The sequence below is a fragment of the Paenarthrobacter sp. TRD_SC_7 genome, from assembly GCF_056156245.1.
Map to the genome: position 1 here is coordinate 4,034,385 of NZ_CM149587.1, position 19,601 is coordinate 4,053,985.

General features: G+C 59.5%; 17 protein-coding genes. 6 read left to right on the plus strand and 11 right to left on the minus strand.

The window, feature by feature from the left end; genetic code table 11:
- Positions 1-117: 117 nt before the first annotated feature.
- From AC0J5Z_RS19230 to AC0J5Z_RS19240, 3 genes are all read left to right on the plus strand, one after another.
- Positions 118-420 (plus strand): hypothetical protein, encoded by a 303-nt coding sequence (locus tag AC0J5Z_RS19230; RefSeq protein WP_475035581.1) that lies wholly within the window; start codon positions 118-120, stop codon positions 418-420.
- 838 nt (positions 421-1,258) lie between these two features.
- On the plus strand, positions 1,259-2,002 hold the full coding sequence (locus AC0J5Z_RS19235; RefSeq protein ID WP_475035583.1) for a hypothetical protein: 744 nt from the start codon (positions 1,259-1,261) through the stop codon (positions 2,000-2,002).
- A 96-nt stretch (positions 2,003-2,098) separates the two neighbouring features.
- Positions 2,099-2,551, plus strand: coding sequence for a DUF488 domain-containing protein (locus tag AC0J5Z_RS19240; RefSeq protein ID WP_475035585.1), 453 nt, complete (start codon positions 2,099-2,101; stop codon positions 2,549-2,551).
- Here AC0J5Z_RS19240 and AC0J5Z_RS19245 read toward each other — a convergent pair.
- The 6 genes from AC0J5Z_RS19245 to AC0J5Z_RS19270 all read right to left on the minus strand — a co-directional run bounded on the left by AC0J5Z_RS19245 (position 2,548) and on the right by AC0J5Z_RS19270 (position 10,214).
- Positions 2,548-3,240, minus strand: a complete 693-nt coding sequence (locus tag AC0J5Z_RS19245; protein ID WP_475035587.1) for a hypothetical protein — start codon at positions 3,238-3,240, stop codon at positions 2,548-2,550. The two genes, AC0J5Z_RS19240 and AC0J5Z_RS19245, sit on opposite strands and share 4 nt — an antisense overlap.
- A 789-nt stretch (positions 3,241-4,029) precedes the next feature.
- Positions 4,030-5,022, minus strand: coding sequence for an ATP-grasp domain-containing protein (locus AC0J5Z_RS19250; protein WP_475035589.1), 993 nt, complete (start codon positions 5,020-5,022; stop codon positions 4,030-4,032).
- A 7-nt stretch (positions 5,023-5,029) separates the two neighbouring features.
- Entirely contained in the window at positions 5,030-7,414 is a 2,385-nt protein-coding gene (locus AC0J5Z_RS19255) for an MFS transporter (RefSeq protein ID WP_475035590.1), read from the minus strand.
- Positions 7,407-8,567: an ATP-grasp domain-containing protein gene (locus AC0J5Z_RS19260; protein ID WP_475035592.1), complete on the minus strand. Its 1,161-nt coding sequence runs from the start codon at positions 8,565-8,567 to the stop codon at positions 7,407-7,409. The genes AC0J5Z_RS19255 and AC0J5Z_RS19260 overlap by 8 nt, the downstream gene beginning before the upstream one ends.
- Entirely contained in the window at positions 8,557-9,573 is a 1,017-nt protein-coding gene (locus AC0J5Z_RS19265) for a pyridoxal-phosphate dependent enzyme (RefSeq protein WP_475035594.1), read from the minus strand. Before AC0J5Z_RS19265 ends, AC0J5Z_RS19260 begins: the two co-directional genes overlap by 11 nt.
- A complete protein-coding gene (locus AC0J5Z_RS19270; protein WP_475035596.1) occupies positions 9,567-10,214 on the minus strand; it encodes a GHMP family kinase ATP-binding protein in 648 nt (215 codons plus the stop codon). Before AC0J5Z_RS19270 ends, AC0J5Z_RS19265 begins: the two co-directional genes overlap by 7 nt.
- Before the next feature lie 42 nt (positions 10,215-10,256).
- Between AC0J5Z_RS19270 and AC0J5Z_RS19275 the strand changes: the two genes are divergently transcribed.
- Positions 10,257-10,499, plus strand: a complete 243-nt coding sequence (locus AC0J5Z_RS19275) for a hypothetical protein (RefSeq protein WP_475035598.1) — start codon at positions 10,257-10,259, stop codon at positions 10,497-10,499.
- A 135-nt stretch (positions 10,500-10,634) separates the two neighbouring features.
- On the opposite strand, the gene AC0J5Z_RS19280 is transcribed toward AC0J5Z_RS19275, so the two are convergent.
- Positions 10,635-12,023, minus strand: a complete 1,389-nt coding sequence (locus AC0J5Z_RS19280; RefSeq protein WP_475039793.1) for an MFS transporter — start codon at positions 12,021-12,023, stop codon at positions 10,635-10,637.
- Between the two features lie 323 nt (positions 12,024-12,346).
- Between AC0J5Z_RS19280 and AC0J5Z_RS19285 the strand changes: the two genes are divergently transcribed.
- Positions 12,347-13,228 (plus strand): helix-turn-helix transcriptional regulator, encoded by an 882-nt coding sequence (locus tag AC0J5Z_RS19285; protein WP_475035600.1) that lies wholly within the window; start codon positions 12,347-12,349, stop codon positions 13,226-13,228.
- A gap of 136 nt (positions 13,229-13,364) precedes the next feature.
- Positions 13,365-14,180 carry a hypothetical protein gene (locus tag AC0J5Z_RS19290; protein ID WP_475035602.1) on the plus strand — a complete coding sequence of 272 codons (816 nt, stop codon included), beginning with the start codon at positions 13,365-13,367 and terminating at the stop codon, positions 14,178-14,180.
- Positions 14,181-14,232: 52 nt separating this feature from the next.
- On the opposite strand, the gene AC0J5Z_RS19295 is transcribed toward AC0J5Z_RS19290, so the two are convergent.
- From AC0J5Z_RS19295 to AC0J5Z_RS19310, 4 genes are read right to left on the minus strand one after another with little or no spacing between them, the layout of a single operon-like run.
- Complete coding sequence (locus AC0J5Z_RS19295) at positions 14,233-15,420, minus strand: acyltransferase family protein (protein WP_475035604.1); 1,188 nt, start codon at positions 15,418-15,420, stop codon at positions 14,233-14,235.
- Positions 15,417-17,114 (minus strand): FAD-binding oxidoreductase, encoded by a 1,698-nt coding sequence (locus tag AC0J5Z_RS19300; protein WP_475035606.1) that lies wholly within the window; start codon positions 17,112-17,114, stop codon positions 15,417-15,419. The genes AC0J5Z_RS19295 and AC0J5Z_RS19300 overlap by 4 nt, the downstream gene beginning before the upstream one ends.
- Complete coding sequence (locus AC0J5Z_RS19305; RefSeq protein WP_475035608.1) at positions 17,114-18,385, minus strand: FG-GAP repeat domain-containing protein; 1,272 nt, start codon at positions 18,383-18,385, stop codon at positions 17,114-17,116. The genes AC0J5Z_RS19300 and AC0J5Z_RS19305 overlap by 1 nt, the downstream gene beginning before the upstream one ends.
- Positions 18,382-19,596, minus strand: coding sequence for an MFS transporter (locus AC0J5Z_RS19310; RefSeq protein WP_475039795.1), 1,215 nt, complete (start codon positions 19,594-19,596; stop codon positions 18,382-18,384). The genes AC0J5Z_RS19305 and AC0J5Z_RS19310 overlap by 4 nt, the downstream gene beginning before the upstream one ends.
- Positions 19,597-19,601: the final 5 nt, after the last annotated feature.

A 19,601-nucleotide genomic window follows, 5' to 3' on the forward strand; every position in this document is an offset into this window, starting at 1 on the left:
CGGGCTGCCTCCGGTACGACCCCGATCAGGCCCGCCAGCCGCCTGCCTGGTCGCAAGGCTTCCGCCTTCAGGACCTGAGCAAGACCAGCCCACCAATCCGCACAACGAGAAATGAATATGGAACTTCTTGACGCACCCACTGTGGTGATTTCCACCGTCCTTCTGGTGCACATCACGGGGGTGATGATCGTGGCCGCCTCAGTGGCTGGCCTGGTGATCTCGCTTGTCATTGTCGTGCTAGCTGTGCACTTCACCCGAACAGCATGGGAACTGACGCAAAACTGGCGTAGCAAAGAACAATTCGGCAGCAGCATCAGAAAGGTTCTTGGTTATTTGAAGGCAGGGACCGTGGCGGCACGCCCTCTGATAGTGGCGGTACGACAGAGGATCAGCCGACCTTCATCCTTCAAGGTTCGATAGCCCGTTAAGTCAGGCAGCCGCCTCACTGAAGGATCTTTAGTCCTCCGGCCAGGCAACCTCCTCGCCTATGGCCTCAAGAAAGGCAGCGAACTAGGCTCGCAGCTCGTCCACTGGGAAGATCAAGCCGTCCATGCTTCATCCGTAGATCAGCCCCATTACGATAAAAGAGAATTATGGTTTAGCGCAGATTTGCAAAGGGGCAATTGCACTTGTAGAAGTCCATTTGCCACCTTATCAGCACTCTCTAGAAAGAAAGCAATCTCCCTATAGAGGCATGTCCCCTCCGTGGTCGTTTTGGTCGAGTGGGGGTCATTTGCGACCCAAAAACAGCGCCAGCACTGGGATGCAGGGCCGGCCGGCTACTCGACCGGCGGTCGATTCCCGGACGAATTGGCCGCTTATGGCGGTCGAGTGTGAGAGACCAGCATTTTAATGCATGTGATAACCTGAGGAACGAACCTCCCCCTCCAGAGACGACGGTTATCACATGGCTCCCAAATCGGGAGCCATTTCTCGTTTGGGACACTGTTCGAGCCTGTTTAATCAGCTTCATAAAACCACTGCTGAAAATCATGTTTGCCGGAAACTGACGGCCTTAAGCACTAGCTCGCTTTTCGCGAACCCATCGATGCACCGCAGAAATGACTCCCGTTAGGGTTGGTAGCATCGACGCTGGCACAGTTGCCGACAAAAACTCGTTCAGGGGGAATCAGTGGGGCTTGGCAAATGGATCCGGAAGCTAACAAACGGAAGCGCCGCTCCTCCCGCGTCTGGGGTCAAGACCCCAGCAACGCCGGCACCACCCGCTCTCCGGATAACGCTGACATTCAATCCATGCGTGGAAGTAGCCGGCACCACGACATTCTCACGTGATGCCGTTGCGGCTTTGACTGACCGTGAAGGTCTCGGCACCCGCGGCTATTACGAGACCACGGCCCAGCTCCAGCGGGTACCCGAAAACCCGGCCAACCCGACGGCGGTCTCCGTGCTGGTGGATGGCGAAAAGGTCGGATCCCTCCCGTCCTCTGCGGCGCAAGAACTGCCCCTGGCGGAAGGTGTCAGCCTCCCCGCCCGGTACCAACTGCACATCGAGCGCGATCAGAAGCTTTTAGCGAAGGCCTACGTGTGGCTCGGCGACGGTGAGCCGGAGTGGGCGTACTCAGCGGAGAACCCGCCAGCGCTCACAGCGCATGACCGGAAGAATCAAGCCCACGCTGACGCTAGCGCCATGGTCCAGGAAGCGTTGGAGGGCGGCGGCGAACGCGCCGCCCAATTCAAACGGGGCATGGTCGACGGGGTCCACTACCTCGAACTGGTTGAACCGATCAAACAGCTCAAACGCGAGGGCCGCAATGAAGAGGCTCTCATCCTTTGCTACAAGGCTATCCAGGCCGCTGAAGGCGACGCCGGCGGCCGGGAACCCGCGCCCTGGTACACGGAGCAGGCCGCCATCGTTCACCGGAAGCTCGGTCAGAGAAAGGAAGAAATCGCTGTCCTCCAAAGATGGATGGACCGCTGCCCGAAGGCCCGCCGGGACGGAAGCCGCATCGGCGAACGACTCGCCAAACTCGACAGCCGATGAACCTTGGGGCCTTGGCCAGTCTATGGACTCCTGGCAGAGCAGGAGTGGGCAGGTGCCTGTGCCGGGCCGATTTTGCCTCCGTGCAAGAATGAAACCATGTGGACTGAAACAAGCGGCGTCATCGGTGTCGGGTACGAGGGCAAAGACATTACGTCCTTCCTGGAAGAACTGACGGCCTGGAAAATTGGGGCAGTCGTCGACGTTCGCTTGAACCCGATCTCACGCAAGAAGGGCTTCTCGAAGAAGGCTTTAACCGAGGCGCTGGCCGGAGCTGGAATCGACTACCGACACATGCCCGCGTTGGGGAATCCCAAAGACAATCGCGAAGGTTTCTGGGCACCCGGTACGGAGGCGGCCAAGATAGCGGGCGAGCGGTATGAGTCCCTGATCGAGGGTGACATCGCCCTTGAAAAGATTGAGGAACTAGCTACGCTTGCCTCGGAGCAGCGCGTAGCCGTGCTGTGCTTTGAAGCCAGCGAGTTGAGCTGCCACCGGAAATTCGTCTTGTCCCATGTGAAGCAACGCCTGGAAGCCTTGGTGAACAGCTAACGGGCGTTGGCTGCGTAGACTCCCAAGACCCCAAAAGCCTGGGGCCGTTTCAGCTGATTGCCCAGAAAGAACACTGGGCCACGGGCCGGTGCACACAGCTGATCCAAAAACCTCTTCCTGATGGCATCTTTTGCAGCCTCATCAGTGTCCCCCACGTGGCGGCGCTGAAGTTCTGTGAACTCCCAATCCAGCAGGCCTTGCCGGTGCCCTTTGCAGACCCTGCCAGCGCAACGATACCGATAGTGACCCTCGAACCGTGGCGGGGACAGGATCGATTTGTCAGTCTTGGGTCCAAACAGCGTGTCCTGGTTCAAGTGGGATTCCATCTTGGCCTGCTGTTCCGGGGTCCATCCCCCGAAACGGGTTAGTTCGAGCTTGTCGACATCGGCGGGCACAACTGCAGCTAAGGACGGGCCAGCAGATCCGCCCAAGGCGCGAGCATTGAGTTCACATGTATTGAACGCGCCAATGAGCGGATCTACGTAGGGATGGCGTGGCTTCCATGGGTCAAGGTGCGATTCGATGATCAACGAGTCGAGTATCGGCGTGTAGCTCTCAGGCCGCCGATCCCTGACAGCCGGCGTCACCTTCAAATTCACGATGTCGTACTTCTTGAACTTCGCGTCAGTCTCCAGATAGCGGAAAGGGATGGGGTACAGCCGGATCCACTCCGGGCCGTTGTCGGTCATTTTCAGACCTGCCACGCACACGGTGTCACCGTGGTTTGTTGAAGGCTGGGGTGCAGCCTTAACGGTTATCAGAACTTTCGCTTCCGTAACGACCCCGCCGAGTTCTTTCTCGTACTCAGGTCGCCCGTTGTCAAAGAGCCCTTCCCCAAACATCATTGCAACTGCCCCCAATTGTGTGTGTATTAGCTTTCCGGTGAAATGCTGTTGCTGATCCTAGCCACCGAGTGGTGATAGGGCCCCCAAGTTCTGAGGAAGCCTACGCTATTGATCGAGGGACGGTGCGTCAGCCGGGCCACAAGTCTGCGCCTCTAGTCCTTTGATTTCAGTTCAACCACTGTCAAAAGCCTCACATGCCATTGCCCCCTTCAGGATATTGGCGCTTCATGCTTGGCCATGGGTGTGCAATGCGGTTCGCGAGGAGGAAGCTCCCCCGCAAAACCGAACTCAACGGATCCTCAGCTGATCCTCTCCCTTTAAATGGACTGGTCCTTCATGAGGTAGACGACAGGACGTGCGCAATCCCGGCAGAGCCTGCCAAGCCAACCCGCCGAGGTTTGTGCAGCCGATCCGTCAGCCAGTCTTCAGGGCGCTCAGAACTCGCCAGTGGATGGCCGGCACTCCTTCCCGGGCGCCGGCCATCGCTTAGCTCTTATGAGCGAAGTCGCCGTCTTCATCAGAACCCCGTGAGTCACGAGGGCCGGTTGTCAGTGTGACAGGAACAGCCGGAAGTAACCTCTAGTCCTTCAGCCAGTCCATAATTCCCGCCTGTGTACGGCTTCGTCGCCAGGGCTACTTGGAACCAACCAGTAGGGCGCCTTCGATCGCTGTCTTGGTCAGGACGTCCGCGATGTCTTCTCCTGTGGCTTTCTTGTGATAGTTGATGCCACCAGGGTTTACGAGATTGAGCTCGACCAGGTACGGGTAAGCCATGTCAATGCCGACGAACCGAATGCCGAACTCCTTTAGCTTGTTGCCGATCTTCTCGCTCAGAGCCAATTCGTCAGCATCAAGTTCCAGAGCACCGATGTCGCCTCCGGTAGATGCGTTTCCGCGAAACTCGGATCCTTTGCCTGTCTTCTTGAAACCACCGATGACTTTGCCGTCGGCAATCATGACGCGCTTTTCTGTTCCCTTCAGTCGCGGCAGAAACTCCTGGAGCACGGCGTACTTTTCGGCCTGGCCAAATGCCTCACGCGTGAACATTTCGTATTTCTGGTACGCGTTGCCGGTTGCTGACTGCAGCAGCGCCGAGAAGTTCGCATCGTCGGCGGATAGTTTGAACACGTCGGCACCGCAGCCGGAGTTCGGGGGCTTGACCACCCACGCCGAGCCAGCCCGTGATTCGCAGATTTGGCGAAGAACATCCTCATCACAGGAGACGAACGATTCGGGCAGGTTCTCGTGCAGATCCAGAGCCGCGATACCGATTTTGTTGTTCAGGAAGAACAGTCCGCTGGGGTCGTTAACGAACGGTATGCGACGCTCCAGCAGCCACAGGAGCTGGAAAAATTCCTTCTCTCGATCCGGGTGGCTGTAGTCGAGCACCCAAACGAGATCGAATTCCTCACACGATCGCATCTGATCCATGACATCGTGACGTTCGCCGACAGCGCCGCCATCGAATTTCGCTTGCTTGCAATGGATTTCACCTTCGAGGTAGCTCAAGGTGTCAACGTCGCCGAGGACTACCTCATGGCCTTGACGGTGCAGTGATTCAGGTATGAGGAAGTTGTTGACGAATTTGTACTCATTCGTCTGAATGGTGAGGACCAGAATTTTCATGATTTCCTTACGTGAGTTCTAAGTTGGTGGCTCGAATGGTGTTGCGCGTTTCGTCGTGACTTTCCGGATCGCTGCGGAACACGACGAGACTGTGCCGGCTACTTGAGGACACGATGCTCCCCCGACGTGGTTCGTCCAGGAGCACAGACGCTTCGACTACGCCCGGTACTTCGCGCATCGCCGAAATCCATTCCTCGTCCGTAGCGTTGAGTCCAGTCAGATTCAGAAATTCGACGCCCGCGGTGGCTGTTGTCTCGGGGACGGTAGCGAGGGTCTCGGACAACAGAGTTTCAAACCAGAGGTGGAAGGATGACCGGCCCGTGGCCAGGCCAACCAGGTCCGAAATCCTGTCACCACCAGGACGCCCATGGGACTCAATGAGCTTGACCCCGCTTGTATCTGCGATGAATTCCGTGTGCGATAAACCGCTTTGATGTCCGGCAGCATCGAGCACTTGCTTGGTCGCTGTTTCCAGGGCAGTCCTGAGCTCCGCGGGGATGTCCGCAGGGAACTGATGTCCTGTCTCAATGAAGTGGGGGGTCCCGCTGGTGAACTTTCGGGTGATGCCCAGTACCGAGTGTTCCCCCTTCCAGCTGAGGGCTTCGACTGAGAATTCCGGCCCGATGGCCATCGCCTCGACAATCCCGCCTTGTTCAATCCAGGAGTGGTCCTGCTCGGATAAGTCCTGCACCACTGTCGAGGGGGACAGCGTAAGAATGTTGCGGCTCCCGCTGCCATCGGTCGGTTTGAGAATGGCTTGCGTTCCAAGCATTTGGACGAAACGAATTACTTCTTCCGCGTCGCTGACCTCTGCGAAGGGCAGATTCATTGGGTTGTCTTTACCCAGTGCCTTGCGCAGCCTGGACTTGTTACGGAAAGCCTCAAGGGTCTGGAAGTCAAGGTATCCTGCGATGCCCCAGCCAAGGGCAGCGTTGACCATGCTCGCTACTTCGGTGGACTGGTCTCCGAAAGCCAGGACGATCCGTCGTGAACCGTCGTCAGGTTCATCGAGCAAGGCCCGGGCAACCTCGATGGCGTCCAGGGGGTCGCTGACCTTGAGAACCCTCATATCCCCGTACTCATCCCCCGCGTCCTTGGCGGAAACCACTGGAATCAGCTGGAGTCCTTCGATTTTTTGCGCAGCTTCCAGGACCACTCCCCGCGGGAAGGGAATGTAGATAGTCGTTGTCATGGTCGGTCCTTTCTTCCGGAGACCCCGTATTGAGAGCAATATGCCGATGAAGCCGGCGAGCAGGCCGACCGTACTGGCAAGGCCAGTGGCTCCTGCAGCGCTCAGGATCCAACCGGTCAGGGCCCCACCCGCAACGGAAGCCGCACCCGAGATAGTCCCGACGAGACCGAACAGCTTTCCCAGTCTTTTGTGTCCCAAGGAGAGCCTTGAGGCGGTTTCATCAAGTGTTGGGCTGACCAAAGTTTCACCGAGCGTGAAGAACACCACGTAGGCGATGACCGCAGGGGCCGTCCAGCCGAGTGCCAGTACGAGGAAACCGGCGAACAGGCTCCCGAAGCCCAGGAGGAGAATGCGGGCTGACTTCAGCCGTCCCAGCAGATGCACCAGCAGGAGGTACTGGAACCCAAGTATCAGAGCCGCGTTGGCGATGTAGAACCAGGAGGAGGCTTGATCTGTACCGAAGGCTTGCTGTGCTGTCAGCGGCATGAGGACATTCCACTGCGAATAAGCGAACCAGTAGGCGGCTACAAGTGTCAGGAGCACGAGGATGGGCTTCCGGGTTTTCTCCGAGAACAACGGACCGCCTTCACCGGGCTCTGAGTGTTTGCCTTTGCCTTCCAGCGTGCCTCCGGAAGATTCGAAGCGCAGGAAAGCGACCACAACGCCCATGATGAGGTAGCTGATCAGAGAAGCAGCAATGATGGTGTTGAATCCGGTTAGCTGAAACAGAACCGCACCGATTGCCGGCCCCAGCAGGGCCCCGGAGTTAACCGCTGCAGACCTAAGCGAAATCAGCTTTCGGGATCCAGCCACAGCAAGCAGCTCGGTTTTGATTCCAAGAGACACGCTGGTGGAACCGATGCCGGCAACGATGCTCCCGACAAGGTAGCTGGTGAAGTCCTCACGGAACAGAAACACCGACAAGCCGGCCGCTCTGATCACCAGTCCACACAGGGCCATGGTTTTCGAGCCAAACCTTGCTACAAGGAACCCCAGGAAGACCGAAGCTATCTGACCCGAGCCGGTCATGGAGCCGACAAGAATTCCAACGCTCGCAATACCTAGCCCTCGTTGAACGAGTTCCAGTGTGAGCAACGGCAAGAACATAAAGGTTGTGATGCCCGAAACAACGATTAAGACCAGCAGCGCCCATGACGATGTCGGGATCTTGGCCGGTGAAGATGGAACCGTGCTAGTCACCGGACACCGTGACCTTGAGGAGACGGCTGGCAGCCATCGCATAATCCTGTGCGAGACTCGGTTCAACCGCGGTCGCAAAGATATTGCCGATCCTCGACTTGTAGTCCCCCACATGAGTGATCTGTGCCCCAATGGCCTTGGCAGGCAGCCATCCGACATCACCGGGCAAATCGCTAAGGCTCTCTGCCCCGTCGATGGCCGTGAGGGTCCCGACGTTCTCCGCGTAGACACTTACATGAGAATGGCCGCCTTGTATGTTCCGAACAATCGGGGTTGGTTCTTCGCCTAGGGCATCGGCGATCAGGATGTCGTAAATGTCGATTCCTGTTGTCTGCTCAATGGCCGGGCCAATGAGTGCGCCGGGCATCCGGGCATTGATCTCGATGAGCTCCAGCCCGTTTCGGGTTTCACAGAACTCGATGTGTGCGAACCCGTCCTCGAATTCAACGCCCCGAAGAACCTCCCTGACCCAGACTTCAGCGTCGGCCTCCCAGGGTGTTCCGTGGAGGTGCGGGAACGTCTTGACCAGTTCAACGAACAGAGGTTCGGGCGACATGATCCGATTGGTTACTCCGAGGAGGGTAGTTTCACCATTGCGGGTATAGGTTTCAGCGCTGAAGACCGGTCCCATGAAGTATGGCTCGATCACCCACTCATCGAGGTTGAGTCCTTGGTTCTCGACGAACTCGTAAAGTGCACCAAGACTTGTGAACAACTCGATGTTCTGAGACCCGGTTCCTTTCCGTGGCTTAAGGATGTGCGGGGACTCCGGTGACCGGTCGTGAATCCTGCCCAAGGCTGTATCTGTAGTCCGTCGGACCCATTGCTTGTCTCGAAGCTTTTCGAGCTTGGCTGAGGAGGTCAAGTGGGGCAGGCCGAGTTCCTCGCACAATGCGACGGCCTGGATCCCCCAGGTGTCGGTGGGGCTCAGCAAGCCGATCAGTTCGCCGCTCAACTCGTCAATCGTCGCCCGGACTGCTGCTTCGTTTGAGGTATCGCATTGGCGCAGGTCGACCTCCTGACCATCAGGCAGGTACATGGATGGCTCCCCTGCGAGTACTACGAGATGGTGTCCGCGCCGCCTGACCGCAGCGTCAAGGAGGTCCAGGTTGACCGTCATCGCCTCGAGGGCAACGATAATTTTAGAATTCATTCCAATCCTTCATAGACACTTGGGTCCGATCAAGTCGGCTCCACGGCAGTTCCAAATCGTCACGGCGCCGTACAGACAGGGGCGTCAGTTCGTCGTATTGAATCTCTGGATTCGTTAGATACGGCAAAATGGCTTGTGCATACCTGTGGCCCGTATCGGGTGCGATCATGATCAACGATTCGCCGTCGTTCAGATGCGGGTAGATCATTTTGTCGGCAACCATGTAGGCGCAGCCAGAAGACAGGCCGGCGAACAGTCCTATCTGCTGACACATCCGTGCAGTTGCCGTTGCCGCCAGCCCGAAACTAAGCCAATCAATGGACTGATAGAGCTCCCGGTCCACGTTGTCGAAGTGAATGGCGCTGCCGATGCCGGCGATGATCATGTCAGGATCGTTGACGTGTTCGGATGAGAAGGTGACAGATCCGAACGGCTGAATGCCGTGCGTGATGACACTGTGCCGTTGCTCAAGACCAAGTGAGAGACCTTTTGTTGAGGCTCCTGAGCCGACACTCCCGATGAGGTGGAGAACCTCCGGATGTTCAGGAAGCTCCAGGCCCCCGGCAATCTCTGCATACCCGTCGTAGTGAAGAGGATCATGATATTGCCTCATCCAGTAGGCATCGTCAGTGGCCGCGATATAGGCCTGCACGCGCCGAACCCGCTCGCCCTGATCGAGCTTCAAGGATGCCGACGGTGGCACACTTTCAACGTCTGCGCCGAGGGACTTCAGTTGTGCCTGAGTGACCGTATCGACCGTGGTTGAAGCGAAAATCTTGCATCGAAGCCCAAACTTATGTGCTGCCATGGCCAGGGCCACGGCGTAGATCCCGCTTGAACTATCGACCAGGATCGAGTTCTTATCCACACGGCCCTCGGCCAGCAGCTTACGAACGGTTGTGAGCGCGGAAGCCACCTTCATCGATTCGAACCGCAAGATGTGGAATCCGGGCCGGACCGTAAGGAGCGATGTTTTTGCAAGGAAATCTGCGGGGTGGGTCAGCATAGTCCAACGTTTCCTTCGTAAGGTTCCATGGAGTTCAGAGAGAATATTCTCTTGATTGACACCGCGAGCTCCGGGCGTGGCCGCTCGCCAAAGAGCAGTCCGGCAACAGTTCCTGTATGGCCACGAAGGACGCCCAACGCCCCCAGTGACTGGTAGTTCTCAAGCAGGTTCTCAACGGTCGCCGATGGCAGATAGCTTTGAGCCAGCCGGGCACTTACTGTCGATTCGGCCGCCACCGCGGAAGCGTTCCCGGTGTCCATGGCGTCGATAAGATTGGTCAGGGAGGCTTGGTAGTCCTGTCGGTGCCGGCTGTATGCGTCCAACAGCAGGTTCCGGTCAAAGCGTTTGGTATCGGTATCCTGACTTCCGAAGCTCCAATAGGCGTAGAACCCGATCCGGGTCGCGAACCGTCGGTACTCTCGTTGAAGGCCGCTGAAATACACCGAGTGATAGTTGTGAAATATCGGGTCGGAACGCTCAATGCGCCGCAAAATTTCGCGGATCAACTCGTCGGACGGCGGCATCCCGTGAAGCTTGGCCAAGCATCTGATCACAGCAACAATGTCCGCGGTGGAACTCGCCATGCCCTTCCCACGAGGTATGTCGCTCAAGTACCGCAACCCAATTGCCTTGCTGGGCACCGCCGTAACCTCATAGAAGAACTGCTCGGCCTGGATGCGGAGGTGGTCTTCGGCGGCGCGCTCAACGTCTTCGGACGCATCGGGAGCGTTACTCGCGTAGGCGATGCTTTGGTTGGGGCCGTGCAGGGTGACCAGTGCGACTTCGTCTGCGCTGCCCGACCAGGCTGGGCCCTGCCACAGTTCCCCTACGGATCCGGAGCACGCCCCGATGGCCAGGACTTCAACCTCCGGGTGAACGGATGCCTTCCGTTCCTGCAGGAAGGAATCAGTCTTGCCTTGAAATAATGTCGTCTCCTAATATCGGTGAACTCTTCGTTGTTCTGCTCCGTGTTTCATGTGCTCCTGCTCCGCGACCGGGGGAGGGGTCCTTGGAAGAACCCCTCCCCCGCAGCCGTCGTGCAGGGCTTCTGCTTGTAGGGCTTAGTTGGCGGCCATCGCGGGTTTGCGCAGGAACAGGCCTACAACCAGTGCGGTGAGCAGGCAAAGGCCCGCGTTGACCCAGATGGCGGTTGTGACACCGCTGAGGACGGCCGGGGCCTCGTTGTTCCCGATGCTGAGGATTTGGGCTGTGAAGATGGCACTCATGATGGGGATGCCCATGGTGATGCCGATCTGCTGGCTCATGGTTGCCAGTCCCGTGGCCAGGCCTTGTTCTTCATCAGGCAGCCCGGAGGTAGCGGTAACCATGAATCCGACGATGACGACAAGGTTGGCTACACCACCAATGAAGGTGGCGACCAGCAGCAGACCGATGGAGGCAGGGTCTGCACTGAGCACGACGAGGGCGCCGGTCGCAATAGCCTGGACTATGAATCCGTAGACGATGGCCTTCTTGTTACCGATCTTTCCGATCACCTTGGGTCCGAGGACGCCACCGAGTACCGTGCCGAGGCCAAGGACTGCGAAGGCCAGACCGGCGCCGAGCGGGGTGTAACCGAGAACTTGCTGCAGGTACAGGGTCAACAGGAACACCAGCGATGTTTCAGTGACGAAGGCCAGAATGCCGGCGATGTTGCCCCACGCGACCGTGGAGCGCTTCAGAATCTCCAGGGGCACCAACGGCGAGCTTGCCCGGCGTTCGACAGCGACGAAAGCAACAAAGAGCACAACGGCTGCCGCGAGGGAGCCCAAAGTAAGGGGGTTGGTCCAGGAGTGCTCGGCGGCGTTCGTCAAACCGAAGACAAGGGCCAGAAGGCCCAGGGTTACGGTGATGGCACCCGGGACGTCCAACTTCAACTTCGAGGTGGGTTTGCTCTCGGCAAGGACGATGGGGGCGATAACCAGTACTGCGATGGCTACGGGAACGTTGATGAAGAACGCCCACCGCCAGCTCAGCAGGTCTGTCAGGAGTCCGCCCAGGATAGCGCCGGTCGTAAAGCCCGCGGCCATCAGTGATCCATTAAGGCCCAGTGCCTTATCGCGCAACGGGCCTTCCGGGAAGGATGCCAGCAACAGGGACAAGGCAGCGGGAACGACAATGGCCGTAGCGACGCCTTGGCCCACGCGAGCGATAAGCAACAAGGCCGGGTCGGCGGCCAAACCGCCGGCAAGCGACGCCGCGCCGAGCAGGGCCATGCCGATGATGAACATCTTGCGGCGGCCGGCAATATCGGCGACACGTCCGAACAGCAGCGTCAGGCCCGCTGCGCACAGTGCGAATGACGTCGCAATCCACTGAAGGTTCTCCAGGCTGAAGCCCACGTCGGTGCCTATGGCCGGGAGGGCTACGTTGAGGATGGAGAAATCAACAGCGAGGGTAAAACTCGCTGTGAGCAGGACAATGAGTGCCAGTCGCTGCCGGCCCGTCATGCGTCCCGCGGGAGCAGGTGTCGGTAGCGATTCGGTCGAGGGTGGGACTCCGGGTCCTGTGGTGACATCCGGTTGGGTGGTCATGACGGCGATCCTTCTCTGGAGGGGTGGCCGCCCTTTGGCGGCATCTTCACACTCCACAGTCACGGAATGTCCGGGGATCAACCACACCCCCTCTTGCCTACCACTGGCAGTGACAGGCGGGAAAGCCCCTAGCCTGCTTCGCTGCTGTTGTCTTGTCACATGTACGTATGCGTCTTGACGTTTAGGGTGTCACTGGCAGGGACAGGACAGTGCCGGAGAAGACAGGCAGAATGGGGCGCATGAGTAATCTAAGTGAACTTGGGGAGTTCCTTCGCGTCCGAAGAGCTGCCTTACAGCCCGAGGACGTCGGCCTTCTCAACTACGGTATCCGCCGTGTACCGGGCCTCCGCCGGGAAGAGCTCGCCATGCTCGCCGGCGTCAGCAACACCTACTACACCCGTCTAGAGCAGGGCCTGAGCAACAATGCCTCAGAGGCGGTCATCGATGCCATCGCCCGGGCTCTGAACCTGAATACGGACGAGCGCGCACATCTGTTCAACCTCGCCCGGCCCGGCACGACCAAACGGCGGACGCTGACTAAGCCCGACAAGGTCAGGCCGGGTACCCTGCGATTGATCCAGTCAATGTCCAACACACCGGCAGTCGTTTTGGGGCGCCGCAGCGAAGTACTGGCCTGGAACCGGATCGGTCATCGGCTTGTTGCTGGTCATCTGGATTTCACTTCCCCGGAAACGCCTTCGGCGCGGCCGAACATGACGAAGCTGTTGTTCCTGGACCGTCATACACGTGAGCTATACACGCGATGGCTTGAGGAGGCCACACGCGCGGTGTCCTCGTTACGTTTGGTCGCCGGTCGCGCCACTGATGACCCGGAACTCGCTTCGCTGGTCGGTGAGCTGACCATGAACAGCGAAGAGTTCGCTAATTTGTGGGCGCGGCACCCGGTGGAGAACTGCATGTCGGGGCTGAAGTACATGCACCACCCGGAGGTGGGCGATCTTGAGCTGAACTTCGAGGTCCTGACCCCGCCCGATGAGTCCGGCCACCGGATCCTGATGTATACCGCTGACCCTGGGACCCCGGCGGCCGAAGCACTGCAGCTGCTGACGTCCAGCGACACAGGAGTGGCCAGCGAAGCTCAACACGTCCCAGCCAAGTAGCGGCAGCACTCAAACAACCCGCGTATGCAGGGTTCGGGTCCAAACTGCCCGCCGTCCTATCGAATAGGTCGGCGGGCAGTTTGTGTGGTCCCCTATATCAGGACGGCTCGTCGTCCGATACTTGGGAGGGGCAGACATGGTCGTTACGGATCAGGAGTCATGGTCCGAGGGGCGCAGCGAAACCCCTGATGAGGCCTACCGCGCAGGAGCCGAACTGTCCAAAATCTTCGCCGCGATCGACGAGTTCTACGTTGACGGAGCCATCAAGCTGCCAGCTGTGGGTTCTCGTTCGTCCTTGGGCGGTGACGATAAAAAGACCGCCCCCTTCCCTCTCTCGCATGCGGTGTCGCGTAATCTTTTGGTCTCCATTGACCATCTCCACTCCCTGCGGGCATCACTTCAACTCGCCAACGCGTTGCACACGTATGCCCCCTTCACCCTGCTCCGCGGGAGCCTCGAAGGCGCCATCCATGCGCTCTGGTTATTGAAACCTGAACAGCGCAATGAACGGATCACCCGCCATGTGCTGGCTTGCCGGGCAGACGACCGCGATCAGACCACCATGGCCTCCTGTGTCGACGAACCGCCCGCGAAGTCCCGAAGTGCCTGGATGGAATCGCTTATCGTGCAATGTGGTCTCGACCGTTCCCGGGTTCTGGGAGGGACTCCTTCGTTTAGTTCGATCGCGAAAACTGTCGACAAGGAGATGTGGTGTGACGGGGACAATATCGGGGAGCTTGGCTGGCGAATGTGCAGTGGAATGGCACATGGACGGGAATGGGCAACCTTGGATGTCCTGCATCGGCAGTTCTTGCGTGAAGTCGCCAAGGGCGTCTCGGAGGTACGTCTCACGGCAGGGATGAGCGACATCTCCGTGATGGCTCAGCTCGCCTACACCATGCTGACGGAGGCGGTCTCGCTGTTCTCGACCCGTTCGAGTCTCCAGTACTGACGGCGCAAAGAAGGCCCGATCCATTCAGAACGGGCCTTCTTAACTTCTTTGTCTAACCCACGGTAACGGTGGCTTGGTCCGGTTCTCGCTGAACCAGTTTGGACCGCGGCCGGGCCCACCGGTCCATGACGGGCTTTTCCACGAGAGCGTATAGGGCCCATCCACCCAACAACGTGGCCACGAAGAAGCCGGCGACCACCAGCCAGGCAATGGGTGTCGGGTACACCTCGTTGCCTAGCAGGATGCGGCCGTAGAAGATCACGACTCCCTGGCACAGGTAGAAGCCGAAGGAGATGTTTCCCAACCAGACCATGGGTTCGGAACCTAGGAACCCGGTGTGGCCGGCGATGTCGCGGGTTGCGACGGTGCAGATGATCGCCGCGACCGGAATGATGGTGGCCACGTTGAAGGAGTATACGAACGGGACGACCATGGCCGCAGCGTAGCCTGCCACGCAGAGGATGAGGGTGTGCCACATCTTCAAAGGAATCCAGCGGCCGGACAAGACAATTCGGGCCAGGAGGGAGCCCAGGATGAATTCGAACAGCCTGGCGGGCGGGAAGATGTACCCGAACCAGAACTGCGCCTCGGAGATCGGAGTCAGGGCCGAGACGGGGGTGGCAGGGATCAGGTACGTGGTGACCAACTGTACGGCGATCATGGCTGCGACCGTGATCCAGGCCCAAGCCCAGAGCCGGTTGCCGGGGATCTTTCTGATCGGGACCATCAGCAGCGGGAACAGCATGTAGAAGAGCAGTTCGCTGTTCAGGGTCCATGAGGGCGGGTTCACCGCGACGTAGACGGAGGCGTCAGGGATGAACGAGTTCACCAGGAAGAGGTTGCTGATCCATCCAAGGGGCGGGTTGATGGCGGCGGCGAACAGGATCATCGACAGCACCCACATCACCAGGTGGTTGGGGAAGATCTTCAGTAGCCGTCGGCGCCAGAATTGTCGCTTCGGTTCGCCCGGCTTGGATGCCCAGGCAAGCAGGAACCCGCTGAGAACGAAGAAGAATGACACTCCGACGTACCCTGCTTTGCTGACCAGCCATTCAAGGGTGGATCCAAGTTCCGTATCGGCGAAGGGGTTGATGGGGTCGTTCGGTGGGATGGGTGAGTTGGACAAGGTGATGTGGAAGAAGAACACCAGCAGGGCGGCGAAGAACCGAAGCCCGGTCAGGGATGGGAGCTTACTGAGCCGGGGATGCGCGGTGGTGGCTTCCGGGACTGGGGCGGTCATGAGGCACTTCCTGCCGGGAGTTCAATGCCGAGGCTGTGGGTGAAGTAGTTGGTTGGGTCCCAGCTGGCTTTGGCCCTCTGAAGCCGGGGATAGTTGCCTTTGAAGTAGAGGGTTTGCCAGCCGACTCCGGAGCTGTTGTGCTCGGTGCTGGCCACATCAACGTCCGGGTAGTTGATGTAGCATCCATCGAGTTGGTCGCCGGGTACGGGTACCCCACCGGTGGTCTTGAACATGCCCTCGTATGTTTCCCGTTCCCAGCCAAGGTAGAAGTCGTCATCGGCGGCTTCCGGCCAGAACGTTTGAAGGCAGAATTTGAAGGCTGATTGGCGCTGGACGTTGGCTGTGGCGTCGGGGGCGACGGCGTTGACTTGCCCGCCGAACGAAAACAGGACCAGCATAGTGTTGGGGTTGGTGAAGTCCGGCCGGCTCATCTGGCGGTAGAGCACAGCGATCTGGTCATCAGTGAATTTCTGGTTCAGGTATGCGGACTTGTGGGCGCCGCGGCTGGTGGGGTTGGTGATCACCGGATTGTCCGTCCCCACAAGACGGGTGGCTTGCAGCCAGGGGATTTCCCGGGTCTTGAAGAATTCCGGCATGGCCGGGATTTCCCCGTTGGGCTTTTCCACGGGTTCGGCGGTAATGGCGACCCCGTCAAGTATCGCCGCCACATAGCGTTCCATGACGCCCTTGGCGTCCGGGGCTGCGGCATCGATCTGGGTGAACATCCCCAAGCTGCCGTGAGCTTTCGAGCTGACGTTGAACAGGCTGCTCAGGTGCGACTCGGCGGTGCCGGGTTGGCGGTACTTTTCGTGCCAGGCTCCGAAGTTGGTGATGAGGCGCCGGAACTTTGCTTCGTCCAGTTGGTCCCACGGGAGGGAGATGGCGCTCACCAGCACAGTGGACGGGGCTTTGACGAGCTGCTCGGAAGGGTTCTTTCCTTTCGTGCCCGGGGACCGGAACCAGTATTTGGTGACGATGCCCCAGTTCCCGCCTCCCCCGCCGGTGTGTGCCCACCACAGGTCACCGAGCTCACCTTTGTCGTCACGGGTAGCGATGACGGTGCGGACTTTACGGTTGGCGTCCAGGGTGACGACTTCGACGGCGTAGAGGTGGTCCACGACCAGACCGTGGGAGCGTGAGAGCAGGCCGTAGCCGCCGCCAGCGATGTGGCCGCCGGCACCGACGCTGTAGCAGATACCTCCGGGAACGGTGACGCCCCAGTTCTTGTACAGCGTTTCGTAAACGTTCATCAGCCGCGCCCCTGGCTCGACAACAAACGCGCCCATCTTTTTGTCGTAGTAGACCGCGTTCATCGGGGACACGTCGAGGATGACCTGGATGGAAGGGTTGCAGACAAAATCCGCGAAGCAGTGCCCACCGCTTCGAACCGAGACCTTTTTGCCGGTGCGTACCGTTTCGCGGACGGCGTCCTCGGCATCCTTGGTGCTGGTGATCAGCCGGACATAGTCGGGATTCGAAACGAACCGCTGATTGTTTCCCGTCATAAGGTCCAGATAGCGGGAGTCCCCCGATTTGATGACCGAACCGTCTGGCACCGTAGCGGAGCCGTTGGCTGCCTGGGCCTGCGGGGCGCTGACTGTTCCCAGAGCCGTCAGGGAGGCAGCTGCGATGGTGCCGGCGGAACCGGCCATGAAGAACCGGCGTCCGATACCGGGTTTTTCTGTGGTGGTCATCAGATGGATCCTTCATGTTGGACGGTGTTGTTGGGGTGCAGGGTGATTTCGGCTTTGGGGGCAACGAAGTAGTGCTGGACGGAGTAGGAGATGGTGGCGAAATCTTCGACGCCACGTCCGGTGAAGTCACCGGCGACGATCCGGGCAATGGATTCCCCGGAGACTTTCCATTTCAGGAACAGGCCCTTGGCCAGGTCCACGGCCTTGTAGTAGTAGGCGCCCTGCCAGGGTTCTGGACCGCGCAGGCCGATGAGGAATTCGTCGTCCCCGTCACCGTCGAAGTCGCGGCACATGACGGTGTGGCCGGGGCCTTCACCGTTTTCGTTCGGGTCCCCGTAAATGTCCAGCAGGTGCCGGGTCCAGCCGGCGGCTTCAGCGTCTCCCCCGCTGCGGACGTACACGGCCACGGTGTTGCCGTGGAAAGGTTCGATGGCTGCGACGTAGGCAAGGGGGTCATCTCCGATGCGTCCGCCGTCAACGTCTCCACTGCCTTTGAACGTTGTCTTCTCGAACTGACTTTCCTCGCCGTCACCAATGTGCTCCCAAGCCCAGGTGCTGTTGTCCTGGTCGTAGTAGAGCCACGTGACGCCTTCATCGGAGGCCATGAGAATGGAATCCAGCGGTGAGCCGGGAATCAGTCCGCCCTTTTTGGCGACGCCGTGGATCATCCGGAAGTCCGAGTCGGAGATGATTTCCTTGTCCCATTCGGCTCGCGGGTCATCGGTAGGGGTGAACAGCACCACGGGCAGGACGGCGTGGACGTCTTCAACGGCAACGATGGGGAATCCGATGATCTGGATTTTGTCGGTGCGCGTGAAGTGACCGACGCGCAGACGGTGCATGCCGATGGCGCGTCCGACGTAGTGCCGTTTCCAGTTTTCAGTGGCTTCGGAAGGGTTGCCGGGGTTTTCCAGCCAGTCGATTTTGCCACCTTCGGGGTCGGCGTGATGGATCGTCCCGCCGGGACCGTAGAGCTGGTAGCAAACGACCAGGTCCGCGGTGCCGTCGCCGGTGATGTCACCGAAGTCCATGCCGACGGGTTCTTTGATCTTGTCGAGCACCAGCTTCTTTTCCCAGGTGGGGTTCTTGTACCAGTAGATTTCACCGACTTTGAGGCCGTAGCCGACGAGGTCGGGTTTGCCGTCGCCGTCAATGTCTGCAGCTTCGAGCCAGTAGCCGTCGCGGAGGAAGTCGGTGACCGTCTCGGTTCCGAAGGCCGGTTCGGTGACGTCCAGGCTTGGCATGGTCTTGCCGACTGTGGGTGAGCTCATGAGAGTACCTTTCGTGTGAGTGCCGGTGATGGGCTTTCCGGCGTGCCGGAGTGGGAGGTGTTGGTTCGGCGCAGCTTCAGCGAAGCTGCGGCCATGAGTGCTACCGCGATGAGGGCGAGTCCTGCCCCGACCCAGATGGGTGAGGACAGTCCAAGCCCGGCGGCGATGGTTGTTCCACCGAGGTAGGCGCCGATGGCGTTGCCGAGGTTGAACGCGGAGATGTTGACCCCGGAGGCCAAAGTTGGTGCCCTGTGGGCGAAGGACAGTACGCGGGTCTGCATGCCGGGGACGGCGGCGAAACCGACTGCCCCGAGGAGGAACAAGGTAACCGCTGCTGCCCATGGGTTATGAACGGTGATGGTGAAGACCAGCAGTACGACGGTCAGGGTCGACAGGAGCACCAGCAAGGACTTGTCCAGGTTCCCGTCGGCAGCCTTGCCACCGATAATGTTCCCGGTGAACAGCCCGGCGCCGAATATGACCAGCATCCACGGCACCGCCCCTGCCGGCATGCCGGCCAAGTCGGTGAGCATCGGTGCGATGTAGGTGAAGGCGCCGAACATGGCCCCGAATCCGAAGACGGTGACCAGGATGGACAGCCAGACTTGTCCGGAGGTGAATGCCCCCAGTTCACGACGTAGCTGCCCTGGTCCCCGTTCGGCGGCGTCTTGGGCCGGTACGTAGGCGATCAGCCCTACCAGGGCGATAACCCCCACGATGGTGATCGCCCAAAAGGTGGACCTCCATCCGAGCTGCTGGCCCAGGAACGTGCCCATTGGAACACCGAGGACGTTTGCGATGGTCAGCCCGGCGAACATGATGGAGATGGCCCGGGCCTTGCGGTCGGGGGTGACCAGTTTTGATGCAAGAACGGCACCGATCCCGAAGAACGCCCCGTGGCACAACGCAGCCACGACCCGGCCCGCGAACATGGTGCCGTAGTCGCCGGCCACCGCTGAAAGCAGGTTTCCCAGAATGAAAAGCACCATCAAGGCGCATAGAACGCGCTTGGGGCGAAGGGCCGCCGTCGCTGCAGTGACAAGGACCCCTCCGACGGCGACGCTGAGGGCGTAGCCGGAAACCAAGTGCCCGGCGACCGGGATGCTGACGGCGAAGTCCGCCGCTACTTCCGGCAACAGTCCAAGGATGACGAACTCTGTGAGGCCGATCCCGAACCCACCTACGGCCAGGGCGAGCAGGCCCAACGGCATTCTGG